This is a genomic window from Methylobacterium sp. Ger2507 (genome assembly GCF_055231875.1).
On record NZ_JBUYVC010000001.1, the window covers coordinates 211,329 to 233,844 of the forward strand.

Below are 22,516 nucleotides of genomic sequence, written 5' to 3' on the forward strand. Positions count from 1 at the left end.
CCGGGCACCGCTTGCCGCACCCTGGCCCTGCGCTTCACCAGTAGAGCTGGAACCGGCCGATGAAGGTGTCCGCGTCGAGGGTGCGACCGCCCTGGACGGCGGAGGGGCTGGTATGGGAGCGGACGTAATCCGCCACGATCCGGATGTTGCGGTCGGGATACCAGTTCAGCCCCACCGTGACGTCCCGCTCGATGCCGCCGCGGATTCCGGCATCGTCGAGGTCGATGGCGCTGAAGCGGGTGCCGAGTTCGAACACCCCGATCCCGCCCCGCGAGACCCGGTCGGCTTCCGGCACCTCCACCCCTGAGAAGATCGCATAGGTGGTGCCGTAATCGGGGGCGAGCTTGTAGGCCCGGCCCTTGCCGTTGAGAACGACGCTGGCCTGGATGTAGCCGCCCTGGAAGCCGGCCGACGGCGCTCCGCCGAAGCGGTCGACTTCCGTGCGGATGTACTCGGCCTGGACCAGGAACGGCCCGTCGCGATAGGCCGCCTCCAGCCCGATCCGGCGCACCCCCGACGCATCGCGGATGTCACCGGTATCGACGAAGGTCCGCTGGAACAGGAAGGCTTCGGAGCGGCTCGACAGGGCCAGCCCGGACCCGTCGCGGGGCAGGTCGCGCACGCTGCCGGCGAGGCCGAGATGCAGCACGCGGTTCTCCTCGTGGATGACCGCATAGGTGGCGCGTGCCGTGGCGGCGACGCCCTCGCGAGTGACGCCCGTGTTGGCGTTACCGCCGAAGACGCTGGCGACCACCGTCCAGTCCTCGCCGTGCCGGCCGACGGCGAAGCCGAAATTGCGGGCGGGCGCGAAGGCATCGGCCAGCGAGCGTTCGGTGAACAGGGTGTTGTTGTCGCTGGTGAGCTGATCGAGGCTGAAGGGCTCCTTCATGTTGCCGACGGTCAGCAGGGTGTTCTCGAAGCCCGTATAGGCGGCGGCCGCATCGTTGATCGGCCGCATCGGGTCGGCGAAATCGTACTGGAAGGCGAGTTCCAGGCTCTTGCCGAGGGTCAGATAGCTCTCGATCCACGAGCGCCGCACGGCGAAATTCTCGGGGAACGGCTCGGGAAACCCGGCTTGGCGGATTCCCGCGACCCCGAAATCGAGCTGCAGCTTGCCGCCGATGCGCAGCTTGGCGACATCGTCCGGGAAGGTCAGGGTGATGCCCTTCTCGTCGATCGTCAGGGTCTCGCCGTTGGGCTGGTACGCATTGCGCGTCTGCGCTCGGGCCTCCTCGGCCGCAGCGGGCGCACTGGCGAGGCAGCACAGCCCAAGACCGAACAATCCACGATTGTACGGCCCAAGACCGGTCGGACCCAGCCAACGCGCCATCGCTCGCACTCCCTGCATCGACCGGCGCCGCCCTCCGGCGCGGACGGTCCACCCGTGTCAACCTTGGCCATAGGCCATGGGTTCATCCGATGGATTACAGCATCGGCAGGCTACGCGGACGCGGGCCACGCGGAAAAGCCGCGTCCAGCGCCGCGAGATCCTCCGGCGACAGGGTGATCGCCCCGGCCGCCGCGTTCTCCCGCGCCCGCTCCGGCCGCGCCGTCTTCGGAATGGTGAAACTGCCCTCGGCCCGTGTGAGGAACGCGACCGCGACCGCGCGCGAGGTGGTGCCGTGCGCCTCGGCGATGCGGGCGAGCACGCGGCCGCCGGGACTGCGAGGGTCCGGAAAGTCGCCGCTGCCGAAGGGCGAGTAGCCCACCAGCGCGACTCCGTTGCGCTGGCACCAGGGCAGGACCGCGTGCTCGATGGCGCGCTCCTGCAGGTGATAGAGCACCTGGTTGCAGGCGATCTGCCCCGGCCCGGCGATGGCCAGGGCGGCGTCGAGATCGGCGACATCGAAGTTGCTCACGCCCCAGGACAGGATCTTGCCGGCTTGCCGCAGGGCGTCGAAGCCCGCGATGGTCTCCGCCAGCTGGTGCCGGCCCGGCCAGTGCAGCAGGTAGGCGTCGAGGCGGTCGGTGCCGAGACGCTTCAGCGAGCGCTCGCAGGCGGCGACCACGCCCGCGCGGCTGGCATTGCCCGGCACCACCTTGGAGACGAGGAACACCGCGTCGCGCCGGCCAGCGATCGCCGCGCCCACCAGGGGCTCGGCCTCGCCGTACATCTCGGCGGTGTCGATGTGGGTCATGCCGGCCTCGAGCCCGGCCCGCAGGGTGGCGATGGCGGCGGCGGGATCGGCCTGGTCGAGGTGCCACGTGCCCTGCCCGACCACCGGGACCGCGCGTGCCGTTCCGCCGAAGGTTCTGCTGCGCATGCCCGTCCACTCCCGTCCTGTTGGGTCCCCCTACCAACGCGCGGAGGCCACACCGGTCCCCGTTCCGACGGGGGGCGCCACCTTGGCCTTACTCGCGCCATCATGCGACGGTGATCAGAACGCGGTTCGAAGCTCGGCGCGCCAAGGGGCTGCGCCGCCGGCGGACCCATCCCCGAAGGGGTACATCCGTTGCGCAGCGCTGCTCCCTCCCCCATTCCCGCCGGATCGCCGCCGCCGGACCGTGCCGGGGCGCCGCACGGGGGACGCCGCTGATGCTGCCGCAGCACCGCTGGTTCTGGCTCCTCATCCTCATCGCCTGCGGCGGGGCCGGCCTCCTCTACAACGTGCTCTTCGCCGGCGGCGCCACGCCGCTCGCCGGCATGATCTACGGTCTGGCGGTCGGCGGCACGACCCTGGCCTTCGACCGGGGCATGATTCTCGGCGGGCTCCAAGCGCGGATGCGCCGGATGCCGGCCAAGCTCTACGTTCCGGCGGCCGAACTCGCCTACGTGCTGATGATCGCCGCCGGCATGGCCCTGGGCGGACTTCTGGTCTGGGCTCTCGGGCTGACCGACGACGACCTCAGCCACGCGGTGCGGATCACCCCGCGGGTGCTGGCCTACTGCCTCGCGGTCTCGGCGATGCTGGTCTTCGTCATCCGCATGCGCGACCTCATCGGCGGCGAGGTGTTCGTGAACTTCCTCGTCGGGCGCTATCACCAGCCGGTGCGCGAGGAGCGGATCTTCCTGTTCCTCGACGTCGTCGGGTCGACGGCCTTCGCCGAGACCCATGGCGACCTGAAGGCCCAGGCCTATCTGGGCGCGGTCTTCGCCGCGCTCGCGGAACCGGTGCGGCGCAATTCGGGCTCCATCGACGATTATATCGGCGACATGGCGATGATCACCTGGCCCATGGCCCGTGGCCTGAAGGACGCGCGCTGCGTCGCCTGCGTGTTCGACGTGATGGATCGCCTCGAAGCCGAATCCGAGGCCTGGATGGCGCGGTTCGGCACCGTGCCGCGCCTGCGCGCGGCCCTGCACGGCGGCTCGATCGTCACGGCGGAAGTCGGGGTCGACCGACACAAGATCGCGTATTTCGGCGACGCCGTGAACGTGACCGCGCGGATCGAATCCCTGTGTCGCCCCCTCGCCACCGAGATCCTCGTCTCCGACGACCTTCTGGCCCGGATCACCCGCCTGCCCGAGGGCATCCGCGCCCGGTCCCTCGGGGCCCATGCCCTGCGCGGGCGTGGACAACCGCTCAGCGTCTCGACCCTGGAGCGGGTGCCGGCAGCGGTCGCGATGTTGGACGAAACGCCCCTCGCCCAGAGCGTCGCCGCCCAATGACCGACGCCGCCCCGCCCAACCCGATCGTGGTCTACATCGATGCGGATGCCTGCCCGGTGAAGGACGAGACCTATCGGGTCGCCGGCCGCTACGGGCTCCACGTGTTCGTGGTGGCCAACAGCTTCATGGCCCTGCCGCGGGAACCCTGGATCGAGCGGGTGGTGGTCAGCGACGGCTTCGATGCCGCCGACGATTGGATCGCCGAGCGGGCGCGGCCGGGGGCCATCGTGATCACCGCGGACGTCCCGCTGGCCAGCCGCTGCGTGAAGGCGGGGGCGGAGGTGATCGGCCCCAACGGCAAGCCGTTCAGCGAGAGCGGAATCGGCATGGCGCTGGCCACCCGCAACCTGATGCAGGACCTGCGCGAGGCCGGGGCGATCACCGGCGGCCCGAAGCCGTTCTCGGCCCGTGACCGCTCCGCATTCCTCGGCGTCCTCGACCGCACGGTGATGCGGCTCAAGCGGGGCGGGTTCGGCTGAACCGGCTTGGCGTCGGCTACAGGCCGGCGGCACTCTTCAGGGCCGCGTTGATCCGATCCTGCCAGCCCGGGCCGTCCTTCTGGAAATGCTCCAGCACCGCCCGATCGAGGCGCAGGCTCACCATCTCGCGGGCACCCGGCACCGCAGCGCTCGCGACGCCGGCGACGGGCGCCACGGCGGCCGGCTTGGCGACCTCGGGTGGCTTGGTGGTCGCGGCCTTGAAGGCCGCCTCGGCGGCCTGTCGCGGGTCGCTCGGGCGACGGGAGCGATCGAATGCCATGGCTTCTTCTCCGCCGGATCGTGTCAGGAGCGCTTGCGCTTGGGGGCGGCCGGCGGAGCCGCGGCCTTCGCCTCGGCCTCGGCCGCTTCCTTGGCGAGACGCAGGGCACGCAGCTTCACCGTCCGCTCGTCCACGGCCTTCACCGAAGCGATGTGCTCGGCCATGGCCTGGGCGCCTTCCTTGGCCATCCGCTCGGCACGCTCGGCACGCTCCTCGGATCGGGTCCGGGCGTCGGTCTCGTCGCTCATTGCATTCCTATCCTTGAACCCTCCCGCACGCGCGCAGCGCAGCGTCCTGACTGTCGGACGGCGCGGCCGCGTGGGCGGCTCGACGCGCCGAGGTCCGGTGACCGATGGGGTCGTGACGCGCGCCGGATGACGCCGGAAACGGCGATCGGGCGGCACGAGAGGCAGTCCACACACCCTTGACGCGGATCGGCTCCGGGCGGGATCGTCGAAGCTTTAGCACGCCGGGGGCCGAAAAGGCCAACGTTACCCGGTGGGTGCAACCGTTTGTCCTCAAGCTTCGCGCTTGGGAATACGCAGGCGGGCCTCAGAACACAGAGATGAGGACGATGCCCCCAACCATGAGGGCGGCGCCGCCGAGGCGAGCCGGGCCAGCCTTGACTTGCTTCATGCCGACCCAGCCGAAATGGTCGAGGGCCACCGAGGTCAGCAGGTTGGCGGTGATCAGCAGCCCGTTGAAGGCGCCGGCCCCGACCTTGTCGACGAACAGCAGGCCGCCGAACACCGCCACGGCACCGGTGATGCCGGCGAGCGGCATCCACCAGCGCACGCCCGCGACGTCCGTCTTCGCGGGCAGGGGTGTCGGGCGCAGGAGGAACACCAGCACGAACACGAACACGACCGGCAGGAACGAGACGGTGGCGGCCAGCCAGGGATTCACGAGGGCGCCGCGCAGCTGCGCGTTCCACACCACGCCGACGGCCTGCAGGATGCCCGCAACCACGATGAACGGGTAGAGCAGCTTCGGATTGAGGCCATGGCCTTCGTCCTTCGCGCCGCCCTTGTCGGCGGTGGTGCGGGCGATGAAGAACACCCCGATGGCCATCAGCAGCCCGCCGAGCCAGGGCATCGGCTTGAAGCCGCCGCCCGGGAGCCCGAACAGGCCGAACGCATCCATCGTCAGCGAGGCCAGGATGTTGGCGGTCAGCGTCAACCCGTTGAAGGGCCCGGCCCCGACCTTGTCGATGAAGGCGAGGCCGCCGAACACCGCCACCGCGCCGGCGACACCCCCGAGCGGCGCATACCAGGGCATCCTGCCCAAGCTCTCCAGGGTGGGGAGCGGCGTCGGCATCACCAGGAACAGGGTGGCGAACACGAAGACGATGGGCAGGAACGAGACCGAGGCGGCGAGCCAGGGGTTCACGAGCCGGCCGCGCAGCTGCGCGTTCATCGAATTGCCGAGCGCCTGCAGGATGCCGGCGACGAGAATGAAGGGATAGAGCAGGGCGGCGTTCACGGGGAGCCTTGGGCTGGATAGCGCGGGTCGGACGAGGATGGATCGGACGACAGGGAGTCAGACGAGGAGCAGCCCGGCGAGCGCCAGCAGCAGGGCCGGCGGCATCACCAGCAGGCCGAGCTTGAAAAAGCGCCAGAAGCCGACATCCTGGCCCTCGCGGCGGATCGCGGTCAGCCACAGGATGGTGGCGAGCGAGCCGGTCACCGACAGGTTCGGGCCGATATCGACGCCGATCAGCACCGCGCCCGCCACCGTGTCGGGCACGTGGGCGGTCTGCACCGCGGCACCGGCGATCAGGCCGGCGGGCAGGTTGTTGACGAGGTTGCACAGCACCGCGATCAGGGTGCCGGCGCCCCAGGCGGTCTCGGTGGGCGCGGTCGAGGCGGCCTGCTTCAGCGCATCGGCGATCATCCTCAGGACGCCGGTTGTCTCGAGCGCCTCGACCAGCACGAACAGGCCGGCCACCAGGGGAAGCACGCTCCAGGACACGTCCCTGGCGACCTCCACGAGGCCGCTGCGTTTCATCAGCAGCACCGCCGCGGTGGTCAGGCCGCCGGCCACGAAGGTCGGCAGGCCGAGGTCGAGCCCGAGGGCGGAGGCGCCGATGAGCACGCCGCCGGTCGCCACGATGCCGAGGCCGGCGACGAGGCCGGTCCGCGACAGGGGCACGGCCGCGACATCCGTCGCGACCTGCTGGGTGCGCAGGGCGGCGTTCTGGGTCAGCCGAAGGGTCGCGTAGGTGGCGACGATGGCCAGCGCCGAGGGCAGCGCGAACATCGCCAGCCACTGCGTCAGCGGCGGCATGTGCTCGGCGAAGACCACCAGGTTGGCGGGGTTCGAGATGGGCAGAACGAAGCTCGCCGCATTGGCGATGAAGGCGCAGATCAGCAGGTAGGGCAGCGGGTTTTCGACCTTGGCGGCCTTGGTGGCGGCGTAGACCGCCGGGGTCAGCACCACCGCGCAGGCATCGTTCGAGAGGAACACCGTCACGACCGTGCCGACGATGTAGATCAGGGTGAACAGCCGGGTGGCCGAGCCCTTGGCCGCCCGCACCGCGATGCCGGCGAGCCAGTCGAACAGCCCCTCCTTTCGGGCCACCTCCGACATCAGCATCATGCCGACGAGGAAGAGGTAGACGTCGGTGCCCTTGAGGACGCCCTCCCAGGCGGTCCCGGCGGGCATCAGGCCGAACAGCACCAGGGCGGCCGCCCCGAGGACGGCCCAGACCGCTTCCGGCCAGGAGAACGGCCGGGTGATCACCCCGAGGGTGGCCAGGCCGGCGATGGCCCAGGTGGCAAGGTTCGGGGTCAGCGTCAGCGCACCCATCGGGATTCGACGTCCTTGAGAGAGAAGCGTTCAGGCGCGCCGGGCGCGCGTCACCAGTGGCGCCCATTGCGGTTCGGGCCGAGCTGGGTTCCGAGAATTCCCCGGTCGGGCCAAGCGCCGACGGAATCAGCGTCGCTGCCGAGCCCCTTCGAGCGGACCAGGGCGGGGGCATCGCCCGCCGGCTCGATGCGGTCCTCGCCGACGCCGCCCTCGGCATCCTGGGCGCGGACGGTCAGGCGGCTTCCGCCGGCGGGCCAATCGACGGTCGCGCGGAAGCGGCGCTCGCCGTCGCCGCGCTTCATCGGACGCCAGGGGCCGCCGTCGAGGCTGAACTCGCAGACCGCGATCCGGTTGGCGCCGAGCACCAGGGCGCGGATCTCGGTCGGTCCCGCGACGATGTGGTCCTCGGCATGGGCGAGGCGCCGGTCGGCCGGCGCAGTGATCACCACGAAGGGCCAACCTGCGGCGAGTTCCTTGAAACGCCAGCTCACCACGCCCCGGTCGATCGCCGCGACCGTATAGCCGACCGGTCCCTCTTCGATCTGTCCCGTCGAGCGGGTGGCCGCGTAGATGGTGCGGCCGTCATTGGCGAGCTCGTTGTAGTGGGTGTGGCCCATCTCCACGAAGCGGATGCGCGAGGCGTGAACCAATTCGGCCACCGCATTGGCCTCCCCCTCATCGGTCAGGTCGGCCGGATAGCTGTGCATGAACAGGGCGCAATCCCGGCCCTCCGCCTCGGCCGCGGCGACGGCCTGCCGGAGCCAGGCCAGCTGATCCGGCCCGAGGCGAAAGTCGAGGCCGCCCGTCCCGGGTCCGCACATGTCGAGGAACAGGCAGCGGGTTCCCGAGACCGTGACGCCATAGGGCAGGCGCGGGGTGCCGAGCCCGGCATAGAAGGCCTCGAGGCTGCCGCCCTCGCGGTCGTGATCACCGGTGATCACGTGGACCGGCCTGCGCAGCCGATCGAGCTGGGTCCGCACCAGGGCGTATTGCTCGAGCGTGCCGTTGTCGGCGTTGTCGCCGGGCAGGTAGACGAAATCGAGCCCCTCGATGGCATTGAGCTGGTCGACGATGGCGGCGAAGTCCCGGGCATTGTCCGCCTCCGCGCCGGTGAGGTGCAGGTCGCCGATATGGGCGAAGGCGAGGATGTCGTCGGAGGCGGACACGGGTCAGGCCGCCGGGGACGGGATCGGCGACGGACCGCCGCCGGTGCGCGCGGCGCCGGGTTCGTAGCCGTAGGTCTCCGGCATCGCGAAGAGGTAGAGGGCGAACCCCGCCGCCGCGATGGCTGCCAGGGCCAGGAAGGCGGTGGAATAGCCGGCCGAGACGATGATCAGGCCGGCGAGCGTGGCGCTCAGTGCCGCGCCGAGGCTCTGGGCGGTGGCGACCGCCCCCTGCGAGACGTTGAACCGGCCCGTACCGCGGGTCAGGTCGGCGACGATGACGGGGAAGAGCGCGCCGTAGATGCCCGCGCCGATGCCGTCGAGAAGCTGGACGCCGACGAGATAGAACGGATTGTCCGACAGGGTGTAGAGCACGCCCCGCACCGCCAGGACGCCGAAGGCCGCGAGGAAGATCGGCTTGCGCCCGATCGCGTCGGCCTTGGCCCCGACGAACACCGCCACGGGCACCATTACCAGCTGCGCGGCCACGATGCAGATGGCGATCAGCGAGGTGGCGTTGTCCTTGCCGGACAGCTTGGTCAGCAATTGCCCCACCGAGGTCAGCATGGCGGCGTTCGACAGGTGGAACAGGGCGGCGAGCACCGCGAAGAGCAGCAGATACCGGTTCTTCAGAAGGGCCGTGAGGCCCGAGGGCTCCTCCTGCCCGTCCGTGCGCGCCTGCGTCTCGGTCTGGTCGAGGCCCCGGGCGAGATCGTCGTCGATGGCCTTGGCCGGCACCATCAGCATGGCGCCGATGCTGCAGACGGCGAGCAGGGCCATCAGCCAGAACACCACGATCGGGCCGAAGAAATAGGCGGTGCCGCCCGCGATCGCCGCCGAGGCGGCATTGCCCGCATGGTTGAAACCCTCGTTCCGGCCGATGCGCTTGGCAAACAGTTTCGGGCCGACGACCCCAAGGGTGATGGCGGCCAGCGCCGGCGGGAAGATCGCCCCGGCGATGCCGGCGACCGACTGCGTGGCGGCCACCACGTAGAAATTCGAGATGAAGGGCAGCACCAGACAGCTCAGCGTGACCGCAACGGCCGCCGCGATGACGATGGCGCGCTTGTGATTGGTGCGGTCGATGAGGGCGCCGGCCGGCGTCTGCGCGATCAGGCCGGCGATGCCCGCGATGGTCATCACGAGGCCGGTGGTGGCCTCGTTCCAGCCCTGGTCCGGCCCCCGCACGGCGATCAGGTAGATCGCGAGGTAGGGTCCGAGCCCGTCACGCACGTCGGCGAGGAAGAAATTGAGGGCATCGAGCCCGCGCAGAACCCCGGTCGAGGGCGCCCGCAAGGAGCCTCCGGGCGTGGTCGAGATGTGCGAAGACGGCGTCTCGGCCATGGAGGGGCCCTTCCGGACGTTCGAGCAGGACGAAACACGGACGGGGGAGCCCGGTCCGCGACGACGCTGCCCAAAGCGCAGCTTCGAACCATTGTTCCTGGCGGACGGATTAAACTCTCCGTGATGACGTGCCGTAGAACGGCCGAGCGATCCTTGCGGACCCTCAGGGGCTCGCCCGGAAGCGCCGACGGACGCGGCCGGCGCCATCGATGAATTCGAAGGCCGGGCTGCGGTTGAGCGTGTGCAGTCCGGTGCCTGGAAAGCGCGGGCCGGGGCGCAGGATCATCTCGACGCTCTGGGCGTAGCCGTCGTCATCGAGCCGCTGGATGCGCGCGAGGCCGAGGGCCTCCCCATAGCTCGACCGGCAATCCTGCACCGGCCGGAACAGGGTTCCGTTCCGTTCGACGATGCGCCCGGCCGACCGGGCCGCCGCGATGTCGATGAGCACGGGGTTCTTGGGATGCGGCGTCCAGGGCCCGCGAAAGTCCGGCGCCGACCACAGGTGCAGGCTGTCCGAATACGAACCCCAGGCGGCGAAGGGGCCATCCTGCTCGCCGTCGTCGCGCACGGTGGCGAACAGCCACCAGCGCCCGCCGTGGCACAGGAGCGTCGGGTCACTGGCGTTGAGGCCCGCGATCAGGGTCGCCTCCCGGACCCAGCCGCCCGGAAACGCGGTGGCCCGATAGAGGTCGAGGGTGCCGGTGGCGCCGCTCTCCGGCACCATCCAGTGGGCGCCGGCCGCGGCGAACACGAAGGGGTAGGACAGGTGATGGCGCGCCTCCAGCACCGGCACCGGCGTTCCGAGCGGCCCCGCCGGGCCGAAACGCACCGCCGAGATCACGCCCTTCTGCAAGGCGTGGCTGTAATCCTCGACGAACAGCACCGTGCCCGCGGCATCGGCGATCGGAAACGGATCGGCGTAGAAGCGCAAGCCGTCATCCGGAAGGGTGTGCCAGCCGGTTTCGGGATGCGCCCGCAGGTCGATCAGGTCCGGCCCCGACAGGGCGCGCCAGCCGACGCGCCAATGCGGCGCCCGGGTCACCAGCGACTGGAGCCGGCGGCCCGCGATCCGGGTACAGGTGCGCACGGCGCGGGCGGCGAGATCGAGCGCCGTGAAGGATGCCGGCGGCGGGGCGCGGACGGGGCCTCCCTCGGGGGACAGGCACGGACCCGATCCCGCGAGGGCGGCCAGGATGAGGCTCGTGGTGCGCACGAGGGCATCCTCGAAGGCGGTGAGCATGACGCCGCGCGCCTCGGTGCCGACCCGGCCGGAAGCCACCACGCGTGCGCCATCGGTCAGGCTCACCACCGGCGCCGTGCCGGCCAGGAGGGCGGCGAGAAGGGCGGCCTCGCCGCAGACGCCGTCATAGGCGAGGCGCCAGACCGGCACCCCGGCGGGCGCCTCGGCATCGCCGCACAGGTCGAGGATCAGGTCGGGCGCCCCGGTGGCCGGGCCGGCGACGGCGTCGAGGCCCGCCCGTGGGATGGGCTGGGACGGCCCGGTCCCCGGCAGGCGCCGCAGCAGGGATTCGAGGCGGAACAGCAGTGCGGCGTTGGCCGGAAGGGCGCCCGGCCCCGGCGACGCATCGAGCGACACCGACAGGCCCGGACGGCGCAGGATGCGTTCGATCAGCCGGAGGTGCCAACGGCGGCACAGGCCCCCGTCGAGGCGAACGCTCAGGCGCATGGAGACCGGTGTCCTCGGACGAGGAAGGGACGCGTCGGCTCGGAATGGGGCCTTGCGCGAGGGCCGTCAATCCACGCCGGGGCCGAGCGAGGTTCGGAAGCGAGCGGCCGGACGGTCGAGGCGCGCTACGGCCGGGCCATGGCACCGTCCGGCTGCGGCGGCCGCCGGCGCGGCCAGCCGAGCAGGCGCTGCGGCGCGAAGGGCGCGACCGGGATGGCGGGTTCGCGCCCGGTGGCGAGGTCGGCCACCAGCCGACCGGTGATCGGCCCGGTGGAGAGGCCGATATGGCCATGGCCGAAGGCGAAGATCAGGCCGCGATGGCGGGGGGCTGGGCCGATCACCGGCAGGCCGTCGGGGGTCGAGGGGCGCGCGCCCATCCAGGGCCGGTTGTCGAGATTCGCGCCAAGGCGGAGCGTCCCGGCCGCCTCCCGCGCGGCCGCCTCGATCTGGACGTAGTCGGGCGGCGCCGCGCGGGCATTGAGTTCCACCCCGGAGAGCACCCGCACCCGCCCCTCCCCCATCGGGGCGACGATCGAGCCGGCGCCGGTGTCGAGCACCGGTCGGGTCAGCGCCGGGCTGTCCGGATGGAGTGCGTAATGGGTGTGGTAGCCGCGCTCCGCCGCGAAGGCGAAGCGATAGCCGAGGCCGCGGGCGATCTCGCCGGAGGCGGCTCCGGCCGCGAGCACCACCTGGCGCGCCTGCACCGCGCCCTCGGCGTGCCGCACCTGCCACCCGTCTTCGGTCGGCTGCAGGCCGGTGGTCACCATCCGCAGGATTCGGCCGCCGAGGTCGGCATAGAGCTGTTGATAGGCCTCCATCAGGGCGCCCGGATCGCTGACGGCGCCGGTCTCCGGCAGGAGCATCCCGTGCGCGTAGGCGCGGATCAGCGCCGGCTCCGCTTCCCGGACCGCCTCGGCATCGAGCAGGTCCACCGCGACCCCGTGCCGGGCCAGGATCGCACGCTCCAGGGCGGCGCCGGCGAAGGCCTCGGGCGTGCGATAGAGCTTGATCCAGCCGCAGCGGCGGATGAGGTGGCCGGCCCCGGCCCGCTCGGCCAGGCCGAGATGCTCGGGCAGGGCCGCGCTGGTCAGGGGGACCAGGGCCGCGGCGGCCCGCTCCCAGGCGGAGGTCCGGGCGGCGGCCAGGAAATGCGCCGTCCAGGGCAGCACGCGGGCGACATGGGTATGGCGCAGGCGCAGGCCCCGGTCGGCGTTGCGCAGGTAGGTCGGCAGCTTGGCCCAGAGCGCCGGGCTCGACATCGGGAAGATCGAGCCCCGGCTGACCACGCCGGCATTGCCGTAGGAGGTTCTGGCCCGCGCCTCGCCGGGGTCGCACAGCAGGACGTCGAGGCCCCGGTCGCGCAGGGCGATCGCCGAGGCGAGCCCGACCATGCCGCCTCCGATGACGATGATGTCCGCCTTCGTCGTCTGCTCGACCGCCATCGAAAGGTCCCGGAAATTCCTGCCTGTCCGGGCCGGCGGCCCGATCGCCGGACCGCGTTAGCAGGCGCCGGGCCGGTGATCGAGACGGCCTCGGCGCAGGACGCCCCGCCGCCCGGCGCATCCCGGGCCGATCAGCCGCGTCGGGACGAACCCGGATCGCCCGCCTGCTCCTGCTGGCGGTCGACCTCGTCCCGGATGCCGCGCCCGGCCATCAGGATCTCGACCAGGAAGGCACAGACCGCCGCCACGGTGCAGACCAGGGCGATGCCGAAACAGGCGAACAGGATCGAGGCCGTCGCGGCGTCGCGCAGCGCCCCGACATACAGGGTCAGCACGGCGATGCCGGTCATCGCCGCACCGGTCGATGCCAGCACGACGGCCGCGTCCAGGACGAAGGAGCGCCGCCGCAGGTACGACATCTGGCGGGTCAGCCGGACGGTCTCGCGCGCATCCGCGTCCCGCAGGCCGGCGGCGGCGGCATCGACCTTGTCGGCGACGCGCCCGAGTCGGGTCGAGAAGACGTTCAGCAGGGTGGCCAGCGCCGTCAGCAGGAAGGCCGGCGCGAGGGCGATCTGGATGACGTGGGCGATGTCGTCGGGAGCAACGGGAACGGCGGACATGGACGCCTGATAGGCCAAAGCGGCGGGCGCCGGAATACGGGCGCCCCGGCGGAGGTGTTCACGCGCGCGGCCCCATGCTCCGCTGCTTACGCTGCTCCTCGGGCCGCACTTCGTGCAGCTCCGCGACCGGCCTCCCGGAAGACGGGCTGCCCGGAGCGGGATATCTTCGCCTGTCTCATGCTTAGCCAGGTCGCTCGACCTTAGCCAGGTCGCTCGACTCGCGGCCGGCTCATGACAACCTCTCGATGCATCGAGGTATTGGGAGGCTGACGTGTCGTCGGGCGGATGACGCGTTCAAGGTCCCGGAGGCGATCATGGAGCCAGCCGGAGAGGCATAGCCCGGCACTCTGGTCGGCTTCATCCAGGGCCTTGCGTCACGCACGTCACCGGCGTCCCATTCCGACGGCGTCGCAGCGATCCTCAACGATCCTCAACGAATGGGGATCGAGCCCTGGAGCCATCCCTGCATGATGGCGAACTGGACGATCTGGGCGCGGCTGTTGATGCCCAGCCGGCCGCATGCCCGGGCCTTTTGGGTTTCGACGGTCTTCGGCGTGGAACCGAGGTGGCTGGCGATCTCCTTGCTGGTGAAGCCGAATGCCACGAAGCGGAGGATTTCCCTCTCGCGGTCGGCCAGCGAAGCCTGCATGTCGTCGTGGCTCTGACACGCCATCGGCGCCTTGTGGCCGGCAGCGCGCGACGGCAATGCGGCATCCACGTAGGTGCCGCCGGCAACCACCGCTCGGACGGCCTGGACGATGTTGAGGAAGGCCGAGCGCTTCAGGACGTATCCCCCCGCGCCGGCCTCGAACGCCTGGTCGACATAGACCCGGCTCTCGTAGGCGCTGAGGATGATCGACCGGGTCTGGCATTGCCGTTCGACCAGCTTGCGGATCACCGCGACCCCGTTCATGTCTGGCATCGCGAAGTCCAGGATGGCGATGTCCGGCGACAAGCTGGATATCGCCTGCACCGCGTCGAGGCCAGTATCCACGGACGCGACGATCTCGATCCCGCCGGTGTTCGCCAGAAGGTCGGCGACGCCGTGCCGGAACACGGGATGGTCGTCCGCGAGCGCGATCCGGATGGGGCGTTGGTCATTCATGGCCCGAGGCATCCTTTCCGAGCCGCACCCGTGCGACGACCGACGCCCCCTGGCCAGGGGAGGACTCGATCTCCAGGCCGCCCCCGATGAGGGCCATGCGTTCACGCATCCCGATCAATCCGAGCTTGCCCTGGGTCACCAGGACATTCACCGAGGCGGCATCGGCCTCGAATCCCAGGCCGTCATCGTCGACCGTGAGGGTCAGCCGCCCCGCGCCGAACAGGAGCACGATGGAAACGTAGCTCGGCAGGCCCGCATGCTTGGCGACGTTGTTGAGCGCCTCTTGCGTGATGCGATACAGCGTGATGGCGTGCTCGGCAGGCAGGGGGATCTCCGCCCCGCTGACCTGCAGCTCCGTCGGGACCGACGTGGTGCGGCTCCACTCCTCCACGAGGTAGCGCAGGGCGGTGACGAAACCGAACTCGTCGAGGGCCGCCGGTCGCAGTTCGAGGGTGACGCGACGCAGCGCCTGTCCCACCTCCTGGGCCTGATCGAGGAGGCGGTTGAGTTCGCAGCGTCCATCCTCACCCGAGAGGTAGGGCAGGAGGCGTCGAAGACCGAAGTTCAGGGCAACCAGATGCTGGCCGGCATGGTCATGGAGGTCGCGCGCAAGCCGGCGCCGCTCGTCCTGTCCGGCGCGGTACAGCCGGGTCAGCACCTCGTCGCGTTCCCGTTCGGCCGCCAGGCGTGCGGCGGCATCGGCCTCCAGGCGGACGAGCAGATCCTCGCGTTCCCGAAGGAGCGCCTGCATCTCGCGCGTGCGCCGCCGCCGCTCCAGCATGACGCGGCGGGCATCGTGGAGCTTCGAGGCGAGAATCCCGAACCGACGGCCGAGTCCCACTCCGTCGAGGTGCAGGATGACGAGCGGACGACCCGGGAAGCCGCCCAGCCGGGCACGCGCCCCGTGGCAGGCATGCCGCTCAAGGTTTCCATCGTCGTCCTGGAGGAACAGGGTGCCCGGCAACGTGGCAGCACAGGAAGCGCAGCGTTCGAGATAACGGCGCAACTCCGGCTCGGCGGCTTGCTGGACGGGCAGGACGTCACCGAGCCGGAGACCGTCCAACACATCGCGCGCGGAGGCGTTGGCGGCTTCGAGTTCCCCGCTCGGCCGCACGATGAGCATCGGGGCGGGGACGAACTCGAACAGGACTTCGAAATCCGACTTAGGCGACATCCTGTCCGAAGTAGTCCTGTCCGAAGTAGTCTTGTCCTCCCTCGTCGGGGGCATCGGGGTCGAGGTCGATGACGATCCTGCAGCCGGCGCCGCCGCGGGCGATGGTGTCACCAAGCGTGATTCGACCATAGCCTTGGCTCTCCGCAACCATGTGACCGAAGACGTTCGAGGTCACCATGCACATCGAGGGGGACTTCTTCACCAACTCGCCGAACGGGCAGCGCCTGTTGCCGAGCACGATGCGCCGGGGTGTCGCCTCGATGACATAGAAGTCTCCCCCCAAGCGCCGCTTGAGATCAATCATGGCGTCGACGGTGGCGGCGAGATCCAGCCGAGGCGTTCCCAACGCGCGAAGGTATCGCGCCTTGATTTCCTCCGACACGGCCATGCTCACCAGGGCGATGAAGCCGCTCGCCTCCGACCTTCCGACGGCATCGTCCAGGGCGTCCGTGAAGGCACCGAACACCATGCCGAGGAAATCCTCTCGGTCGATGGCGATCGATGCTCGCGCGACGTCCGCTACGCCAACGACTTCTGGGCCCATCGGCCGCGCTCCCTCCTTGACCTGATCGTCATGAGAGTAGCACAAAAAACCACTGAAATCACTAATTCGGAATAAGTAGAAATACCGATTCCTGATATCATTCCCGCCACGCCAGTCATCGACTGCATATCGGGCGACAAGATGGAATGATTTACGTCATTCCCGCACTCATCTCTCCCGAAAGCTGCGCGTGAATTGATCCTGAATGGGCTTCATCAGATAGGAAAGCGCCGTGCGTTCCTCGGTTGCGACGTGCACCTCCACCGGCATGCCGGGAACCAGGTGAGATCTCTCGCCGAGACGGTTCATCTCCCCCTCGTTGAGTTCGACGTACCCCACGTAGAACGCCTCATCCTTGCCTCCCTTGGTGGTCGACGGCGAGACGTATGTCAGCGTCCCCTTCAGTTCGGGGGTCGTGCGCTGGTTGAAGGCGGTGAACCGGAGCTTGGCCGGGCGTCCGATGCCGATCTGGTCGATGCTTGCCGGAGAGATGCGGACCTCGATCCGCAGCGCGGCGTCCACGGGCACGACGGTCGCGAGCACGTCGGCCGGCGTGACGACGCCGCCGACCGTGAAGGTCTTCAGCTCGTGCAGGACGCCCGTGGCGGGGGCGCGGATCTCGGTCCGGGTGAGCCGATCCTCCAGGGCGACGCGTCGGTTGCCCAGCTCAGCGAGCTTGGCATCGACGACGCTGAGCTCCTTCTGGGCCTCGGTGCGCGCGGTCTCCGTGATGGCGAGAAGCTGGACCCGAATTTCGCTGGTGCGGACCTTGGCCCTGGCAATGGAGGCTTCCAGCGAGCCTTGCTCACCGGTCAGGCGGTGCCGGTCGCGGCTGATGGGCAGAAACTTCGAACTCTCGAACAGGTGCTTGTCGACGAGGCCCTGCAGCTTGCCGTGTTCGCTCGTGAGGATCGCGAGTTCGTCGCGCTTGGCTTCCTTCTGCTTGACCAGGCCGGCGATCTCCTCGGCCACCTGACCGATCTGCAGCTCCAGCTGCTGGCGTTGGCTGTCACGGCTGGCGAGATTGCCGCGGAACAGACGGCTCTCGCCGTCGAGGATGGCCCGCATCTCCGCATCACCGTCCGACAGGCTCGCCGGGATGGCGATCTCGCGCAGCCCGTCGCGCTCCGCCAACAGGCGGGCCTTCTTGGCCGACAACTCCCCCAACTGTCCCCTGACGATCGCGAGTTCGGCGCGTGTCTGGGCATCGTCGATGCGGATGAGGACCTGACCGGCGGTCACGGCCTGCCCGTCCCGCACAAGGATCGCGCCGACGACGCCGCCGTCCCGGTGCTGGACCGCTTTGGCATTCTGATCGACGGTGACCGCTCCCGATGCCAGGATGGCGCCGTTGAGATCGGTCGTCGCCGCCCACCCGCCGACCCCGACCAGGAGGCTGACGCCCAGCGCGAATCCGAGAGCGATGCGAGGGAAGACGGAGAAGGAAGTCTCCGTGCCAAGGTCGATCCCGTCCAAGGGCTTGGGACGATGGACACCGATGGTGCGCGTACGCATGGTCCGCTCCTTCGAAGGCTGCATCAATGGATAGGCGTCGTCGGCTGGGTCGCCGCGGCCGTCTTCTCGACGAACAGCAGGGTGTGGTGCCCGTCGAGGACGAGGGTCGTCTCGAAGGAATCATCGCCGTCGAGGTCGGCCGAGATGACGGTCGCGTCGCCCTCGTCGAAAAGCGCGGCCCGGTAGCGGATGCCCGAAACGGTGCCATCGTCGCGGTCCATCGCTTCGGACAGCGAGTGACCGGTGGCACTCGCCCCTTTTTCGAAGAGGGACCATTTCAGGAGATCGACGTAATCTCCGACCGAGAAGTCGGTGATCTGCACGGAGCGGGTGGTCTCCTGCGTTCCGGTACGGGCAAGGAACACGTAGCCATCGTTCCCGCCGCCGCCCGTGAGCACGACGTCGTCCTCACCGACGACGAAGCGGTCGTCGCCCGATCCGGAAACGATCCGCTCGATGGACTCCACCATGTCGTGCCCGAGTTCGGTGCCTGACACGACATGGTTGACGAGGTCGACCAGCAGATCCCCGGTCGCGCTGCTCAGGTCGAGCGTATCCGAGCCCTCGCCACCGTCGACAAGATCGTCATCGCCATCCAGCGCGAGGACGATACGGTCGTCGCCCGCACCTGCGTGCAGGGTATCGCGCCCGGCTCCGTCGAGGAGCGTATCGCACCCTGCACCGCCATCCAGGACATCGTCGCCCCCTCGTCCGGCGATGAGGTCGTGCCCCTCCCCGCCGGTCAAGCGGTTGCTCCCGTCACTGCCGGACAGGGTATCGTCGCCGGATCCACCGATCAGCGCCTCAAGCCCGTTGAGGTGGCCCCGCCCGGTCTCGGCGCCCGTCGCGATGCCGATGAGCAGGTCGGCGGCGATGCCCGTCCGCGTCCCGGACAGGTCGAGCGTATCCATCCCGGCGCCGCCGTCGAAGATGTCGGCTTCCCCATCGAGGGCGACCCTGACGAGGTCGTCGCCGGCACCTCCGAGGACCGTGTCCGATCCGGCACCGTCCGCGAGGGTATCGTCACCCGACCCGCCGTCGACGAGATCGTCGCCGGCGCCGCCAGACACCGTGTCCCGTCCCGCTCCTGCCATGAGGGTATCGCCCTGCGAGCTTCCGATGAGGACGTCGTTCCCGACACCGGCTTGCACAACTTCGATGGATGCGACCGTGTCACGTCCGATCTCCTGGCCGACAGCCGTGCCGGTGGCCAAGTCGACCACGACATCGGTTGCCACCCCCGCCAGGTCGAGCGTATCCGTTCCGGCGCCGCCCTCGAACAGGTCGGCCTCGCCGTCCAGGGCTGCCACGAGGACGTCGTCCCCGTCCTGCCCCGAGACCACGTCCCGACCCCGACCGTCCGAAAGGACGTCGGCGTCATCGCCGCCTTCCAAACGGTCGTCCCCGAGGCCGCCCAGAATCACGTCGCGCCCGGCGCCGCCGAACGCGACGTCGGCTCCCTCGGACCCGTCGAGGCGATCATCGCCCCTGTCGCCGAGGAGCAGGTCGTTTCCCGTCCCCCCCACGAGGATGTCGCTGCCTTCCCCGCCGTCGAGCAGGTCGTCACCGGCGTCGCCGAAAAGGATGTCGTCGCCCTCCTCGCCGAAGATGCGGTCGTTGCCGTTGCCTCCCGAAACCCGATCCGCCCCCATCCCCGCAAACACGACGTCGTTCCCGTCGCCCCCCAGGATCACGTCGTCCCCGGCGCCACCGAGGATGTGGTCGTCTCCGGCGCCCCCGTCGATAATGTCGGCCGCGGCACGGGCGTCGATGATGTCGTTGCCCCCCCTGCCGTCGATCTCGTCCGCGCAAAGCGTTCCGAGCAAGAGGTCGTCGCCGTCCGTGCCCACCATCGGCTCGTGTTCGACGACGTTGAAGACCGCCGTCTGGGTGACGGAGAGCTCGCCGTCCGTGACCTCGTACGTGACGGTGACCGGACCGAGATCATCGGCGTCGTACACCCAGCCGTCGCCGTCTCGGGTCAGCGCTCCAGACGAGACCGTGACGTTGCGGACCGAAAGGCTGTCGCCGTCCGGATCTTCGGCGTTCCTGAGAAGGTCCGCCAGCGCGATGGGCAGCAGCGCACAGGCGGCCATATCGGCGAGCTGGACCGTGCCGCTGGTGGTCGGCGCGCGATTGCGCCGGCCCGTCGAGCCGTCCCCATCATCGTTTGACACGGGACGGGGCGCGACGGCGCCGGAGCCATCTCCGGTATCCTTAGCCCCCCCGGAAGGGTCGCCAGGCCCGACGCCCCTATCTCCGTCGATCCCGGTCGACTTGCCGGGGCCGGCGGTATCCTGTCCCGAGGGACGGTCCTCGGCTGGAGGCTTGTCCTTGACGCCGGGCAGGTCTTCGCCGCCGCCCAGCCCGCCGGGCGGCGGGGTCGCGGGATTGTCGGCGTTGTCGGAACCCGTTCCCTCGTCGCCGTGGCCCTTGTCCCGGCCTCCCCCGCCGCCGCCCCGGACGCCGGGTCCCTGGTCGGCATTGTCGTTGATGGGGCGTGGGATGATCGGTGACGCCTTGAAGTCGCTGAGGTTCGGTTGGGGGTCGTGCCTGGCGAAGTGGAGCGTATGCGCGGGGAAGTGGGTGGCATCGTACTCTGGCGCTGGCGTCTCGGCCTGGGGGACGATCCCGGATGATCCCACCAGCCGATGCTCGGCGGGGGGCTCGTCCGAATCCACGTCCGACGCGGCGATGACGATCAGCTTGGGCGCGGCCTTCGTCTCGTGTCCGGCGACGCTGGGCTCGACCTCGGCCTGCACCGAGGTGTGGAACAGGGACTTCAGGTACCCGGCCACGGCCGCGACCGCGAGGGCCAGGTAGTAGGGCGTCGGCGACGACTTGGCGGATACCTTCGGCGCGTATGTCTGCGCTCCGGTCGGGGCGGCGTCGCCGGTCTTGGTTCCCTTCGTCTCGATGATCATGCCGGCACCCGCTCCAGAACGGAGCGCTCCCTTGCGATCTTTGCGGGATCGGTTCCCACCGATGCGTCGCGCACGGCCTTGCCGAGGATCGCATCCTTGGGCCCGAAGGCGGTCAGCTTGCCGTCCTGGATCACCGCGATGGTGTCGACGGCGGCCAGCACGCTCGGTCGGTGCGCGATCACGACCGCGATCCCACCGCGGGCGCGCACGCCCTGGATGGCGGCGGCCAGCGCCGCCTCTCCCTCGCCGTCGAGGTTGGAATTCGGCTCGTCGAGCACCAGCAGGAAGGGGTTGCCGTACAGCGCCCGCGCGAGGGCGATGCGCTGGCGCTGGCCGCCGGAGAGCGCGGTCCCGAACGGGCCGAGCTCGGTGCGGTAGCCGTCGGGCAGGCGCAGGATCATCTCGTGGACTCCGGCGGCGCGGGCGGCGGCGACCACCAGGGCCGGGTCGGCATCCTGGGCCAAGCGGGAGATGTTCTCCTCGACCGTCGCATCCATCAGGCAGACCTCCTGGGGCAGGTACCCGATGATGCGACCGAGGCTGTCTTCGTCCCACTGCGACAGGTCGGCCCCGTCGAGGCGGATTCCGCCGCGCAGGATGGGCCAGATGCCCGTCAGCGCCCGGCTGAGCGTGGTCTTGCCGCCGCCGCTGGGGCCGATGACGCCGAGGGCTTGGCCCGCCTTCAACTCGAACGCGACGTCCGACAGCAGCACCCGCCCGGAGCCGGGCGTCGCAACCGTGATCGACCCGACGCGGAGGGACGATTGCGGCATCGGCAGCGGCATCGGCCGCTCGACGCCCGAGAGCGCGACAAGGGTTTCCGTCAGCCGCCCGAAGGCCTTGCGGGCCACGGCGATGCCTTTCCAGTTGCCCACGGTCTGGTCGATGGGGGCCAGTGCTCGGGCCGAAGTGATGGAGGCCGCGATGATGGAGCCGGCCGAGAGCTCGCCGCCGATGACGAGGTAGGCCCCGAGCCCCAGCACTGCCGATTGCAGGATCATGCGCAGGACGCGGGAGATGGCCGCGAAGGTCCCGGTGATGTCCGTCGTCCGGGTCTGCAGTTCCAGGTGCTCGTTGTTGGCGAGGCGATACCGGTCGACGGCCCGCTCGGCGAACCCCATCGCCTTCAGGACGTCGGCGTTGCGGGCGTTCGAGTCCGCGATGGCGTTGCGGGCCACCACCGCCTGCTGGGTCGCCCCGGTCCAGCGCCGGGTCAGCAGTTCGGTGAGAATGGTGATCAGGGTGAGGAGGACGGCGCCCGCGACGGTCAGCGCGCCGAGCCAGGGATGGAGCATGTAGACGAAGACGAGGAAGACGGGCGTCCAGGGCAGGTCGAAGAGCGCCACGAGCCCGGGGCTCCCCAGGAAGCCACGGACGGTGTCGACGTCCCGGCTGCGTTCCATCGCCTCTGCGGTGGAGAAGCCGAAGCGCGGCATATCGATGGAGACGCGCTGCGCCAGAGGGGCGATCCGGCGGTCGAGCTGCGCCCCGATCCGAACGAGGATCTGCTGGCGCAGAACGTCGAACATGCCCTGAAAGACGTAGAGGCCGATGGCGAGCGTCGAGAGCCCAACCAGAGTGGGCAGGCTGCCGCTCGGCAGCGCCCGGTCGTAGACCTGGAGCATGTAGAACGATCCGGTCAGGGCCAGGATGTTGATGATGCCCGACATCGCGACGAGAAAGACGAACGGCATCCCGAAATGCCGGGTCAGCGCCTCGGTGCTTCTCTTCTTGGCGAGCTGTTTCTGATCCCTGGAGCGCATGTCTCGATCCCCCATGAGCGCGGCGGAACCGGAGGGGGCCTGGCGCGGCCCCCTCCGG

General features: G+C 70.0%; 19 protein-coding genes. 2 read left to right on the top strand and 17 right to left on the bottom strand.

Annotated features, from left to right (window positions below; translation table 11 throughout):
* Positions 1-34: 34 nt before the first annotated feature.
* Entirely contained in the window at positions 35-1,330 is a 1,296-nt protein-coding gene (locus ACV7NL_RS01065) for an OprO/OprP family phosphate-selective porin (RefSeq protein ID WP_463354680.1), read from the bottom strand.
* Between the two features lie 94 nt (positions 1,331-1,424).
* A complete protein-coding gene (locus ACV7NL_RS01070) occupies positions 1,425-2,264 on the bottom strand; it encodes an aldo/keto reductase (RefSeq protein WP_463354681.1) in 840 nt (279 codons plus the stop codon).
* 272 nt (positions 2,265-2,536) lie between these two features.
* Between ACV7NL_RS01070 and ACV7NL_RS01075 the strand changes: the two genes are divergently transcribed.
* Positions 2,537-3,610: an adenylate/guanylate cyclase domain-containing protein gene (locus tag ACV7NL_RS01075; RefSeq protein WP_056182203.1), complete on the top strand. Its 1,074-nt coding sequence runs from the start codon at positions 2,537-2,539 to the stop codon at positions 3,608-3,610.
* Positions 3,607-4,089 carry a YaiI/YqxD family protein gene (locus tag ACV7NL_RS01080; RefSeq protein WP_056182200.1) on the top strand — a complete coding sequence of 161 codons (483 nt, stop codon included), beginning with the start codon at positions 3,607-3,609 and terminating at the stop codon, positions 4,087-4,089. Before ACV7NL_RS01075 ends, ACV7NL_RS01080 begins: the two co-directional genes overlap by 4 nt.
* A gap of 16 nt (positions 4,090-4,105) precedes the next feature.
* On the opposite strand, the gene ACV7NL_RS01085 is transcribed toward ACV7NL_RS01080, so the two are convergent.
* The 15 genes from ACV7NL_RS01085 to ACV7NL_RS01155 form a co-directional block, all read right to left on the bottom strand.
* Positions 4,106-4,369, bottom strand: a complete 264-nt coding sequence (locus tag ACV7NL_RS01085) for a BrnA antitoxin family protein (RefSeq protein WP_056182197.1) — start codon at positions 4,367-4,369, stop codon at positions 4,106-4,108.
* A gap of 23 nt (positions 4,370-4,392) precedes the next feature.
* Complete coding sequence (locus tag ACV7NL_RS01090) at positions 4,393-4,617, bottom strand: hypothetical protein (RefSeq protein ID WP_056182194.1); 225 nt, start codon at positions 4,615-4,617, stop codon at positions 4,393-4,395.
* 304 nt (positions 4,618-4,921) lie between these two features.
* On the bottom strand, positions 4,922-5,851 hold the full coding sequence (locus ACV7NL_RS01095) for a DMT family transporter (protein WP_463354682.1): 930 nt from the start codon (positions 5,849-5,851) through the stop codon (positions 4,922-4,924).
* A gap of 57 nt (positions 5,852-5,908) precedes the next feature.
* A complete protein-coding gene (locus ACV7NL_RS01100) occupies positions 5,909-7,177 on the bottom strand; it encodes an arsenic transporter (protein ID WP_463354683.1) in 1,269 nt (422 codons plus the stop codon).
* Positions 7,178-7,227: 50 nt separating this feature from the next.
* Complete coding sequence (locus ACV7NL_RS01105) at positions 7,228-8,343, bottom strand: metallophosphoesterase family protein (protein WP_463354684.1); 1,116 nt, start codon at positions 8,341-8,343, stop codon at positions 7,228-7,230.
* A gap of 3 nt (positions 8,344-8,346) precedes the next feature.
* Complete coding sequence (locus ACV7NL_RS01110; protein WP_463354685.1) at positions 8,347-9,684, bottom strand: MFS transporter; 1,338 nt, start codon at positions 9,682-9,684, stop codon at positions 8,347-8,349.
* 163 nt (positions 9,685-9,847) lie between these two features.
* Positions 9,848-11,371, bottom strand: a complete 1,524-nt coding sequence (locus ACV7NL_RS01115) for a glucosamine inositolphosphorylceramide transferase family protein (RefSeq protein ID WP_463354686.1) — start codon at positions 11,369-11,371, stop codon at positions 9,848-9,850.
* Between the two features lie 125 nt (positions 11,372-11,496).
* Entirely contained in the window at positions 11,497-12,813 is a 1,317-nt protein-coding gene (locus ACV7NL_RS01120) for an NAD(P)/FAD-dependent oxidoreductase (protein WP_463354687.1), read from the bottom strand.
* A 131-nt stretch (positions 12,814-12,944) separates the two neighbouring features.
* Positions 12,945-13,433 carry a DUF2721 domain-containing protein gene (locus ACV7NL_RS01125; RefSeq protein ID WP_056182172.1) on the bottom strand — a complete coding sequence of 163 codons (489 nt, stop codon included), beginning with the start codon at positions 13,431-13,433 and terminating at the stop codon, positions 12,945-12,947.
* 430 nt (positions 13,434-13,863) lie between these two features.
* Positions 13,864-14,538, bottom strand: coding sequence for a response regulator (locus ACV7NL_RS01130; RefSeq protein WP_463354688.1), 675 nt, complete (start codon positions 14,536-14,538; stop codon positions 13,864-13,866).
* The gene (locus ACV7NL_RS01135; RefSeq protein WP_463354689.1) at positions 14,531-15,712 is read right to left on the bottom strand and encodes a sensor histidine kinase; all 1,182 of its coding nucleotides are present in this window, start codon (positions 15,710-15,712) and stop codon (positions 14,531-14,533) included. Before ACV7NL_RS01135 ends, ACV7NL_RS01130 begins: the two co-directional genes overlap by 8 nt.
* On the bottom strand, positions 15,702-16,256 hold the full coding sequence (locus ACV7NL_RS01140; protein ID WP_463354690.1) for a methanogen output domain 1-containing protein: 555 nt from the start codon (positions 16,254-16,256) through the stop codon (positions 15,702-15,704). The genes ACV7NL_RS01135 and ACV7NL_RS01140 overlap by 11 nt, the downstream gene beginning before the upstream one ends.
* A 168-nt stretch (positions 16,257-16,424) precedes the next feature.
* Positions 16,425-17,771: an HlyD family type I secretion periplasmic adaptor subunit gene (locus ACV7NL_RS01145; protein WP_463354691.1), complete on the bottom strand. Its 1,347-nt coding sequence runs from the start codon at positions 17,769-17,771 to the stop codon at positions 16,425-16,427.
* Between the two features lie 23 nt (positions 17,772-17,794).
* Positions 17,795-20,695, bottom strand: a complete 2,901-nt coding sequence (locus ACV7NL_RS01150) for a calcium-binding protein (protein ID WP_463354692.1) — start codon at positions 20,693-20,695, stop codon at positions 17,795-17,797.
* On the bottom strand, positions 20,692-22,458 hold the full coding sequence (locus tag ACV7NL_RS01155) for a type I secretion system permease/ATPase (RefSeq protein WP_056182164.1): 1,767 nt from the start codon (positions 22,456-22,458) through the stop codon (positions 20,692-20,694). The genes ACV7NL_RS01150 and ACV7NL_RS01155 overlap by 4 nt, the downstream gene beginning before the upstream one ends.
* Positions 22,459-22,516: the final 58 nt, after the last annotated feature.

Coding starts and splice junctions, on each gene's coding strand:
- ACV7NL_RS01125 (WP_056182172.1), bottom strand. CDS start 13,433: ATGTCCGCCGTTCCCGTTGCTCCCGACGACATCGCCCACGTCATCCAG.
- ACV7NL_RS01085 (WP_056182197.1), bottom strand. CDS start 4,369: ATGGCATTCGATCGCTCCCGTCGCCCGAGCGACCCGCGACAGGCCGCC.
- ACV7NL_RS01150 (WP_463354692.1), bottom strand. CDS start 20,695: ATGATCATCGAGACGAAGGGAACCAAGACCGGCGACGCCGCCCCGACC.
- ACV7NL_RS01100 (WP_463354683.1), bottom strand. CDS start 7,177: ATGGGTGCGCTGACGCTGACCCCGAACCTTGCCACCTGGGCCATCGCC.
- ACV7NL_RS01070 (WP_463354681.1), bottom strand. CDS start 2,264: ATGCGCAGCAGAACCTTCGGCGGAACGGCACGCGCGGTCCCGGTGGTC.
- ACV7NL_RS01140 (WP_463354690.1), bottom strand. CDS start 16,256: ATGGGCCCAGAAGTCGTTGGCGTAGCGGACGTCGCGCGAGCATCGATC.
- ACV7NL_RS01130 (WP_463354688.1), bottom strand. CDS start 14,538: ATGAATGACCAACGCCCCATCCGGATCGCGCTCGCGGACGACCATCCC.
- ACV7NL_RS01135 (WP_463354689.1), bottom strand. CDS start 15,712: ATGTCGCCTAAGTCGGATTTCGAAGTCCTGTTCGAGTTCGTCCCCGCC.
- ACV7NL_RS01115 (WP_463354686.1), bottom strand. CDS start 11,371: ATGCGCCTGAGCGTTCGCCTCGACGGGGGCCTGTGCCGCCGTTGGCAC.
- ACV7NL_RS01155 (WP_056182164.1), bottom strand. CDS start 22,458: ATGCGCTCCAGGGATCAGAAACAGCTCGCCAAGAAGAGAAGCACCGAG.
- ACV7NL_RS01120 (WP_463354687.1), bottom strand. CDS start 12,813: ATGGCGGTCGAGCAGACGACGAAGGCGGACATCATCGTCATCGGAGGC.
- ACV7NL_RS01145 (WP_463354691.1), bottom strand. CDS start 17,771: ATGCGTACGCGCACCATCGGTGTCCATCGTCCCAAGCCCTTGGACGGG.
- ACV7NL_RS01080 (WP_056182200.1), top strand. CDS start 3,607: ATGACCGACGCCGCCCCGCCCAACCCGATCGTGGTCTACATCGATGCG.
- ACV7NL_RS01075 (WP_056182203.1), top strand. CDS start 2,537: ATGCTGCCGCAGCACCGCTGGTTCTGGCTCCTCATCCTCATCGCCTGC.
- ACV7NL_RS01090 (WP_056182194.1), bottom strand. CDS start 4,617: ATGAGCGACGAGACCGACGCCCGGACCCGATCCGAGGAGCGTGCCGAG.
- ACV7NL_RS01065 (WP_463354680.1), bottom strand. CDS start 1,330: ATGGCGCGTTGGCTGGGTCCGACCGGTCTTGGGCCGTACAATCGTGGA.
- ACV7NL_RS01110 (WP_463354685.1), bottom strand. CDS start 9,684: ATGGCCGAGACGCCGTCTTCGCACATCTCGACCACGCCCGGAGGCTCC.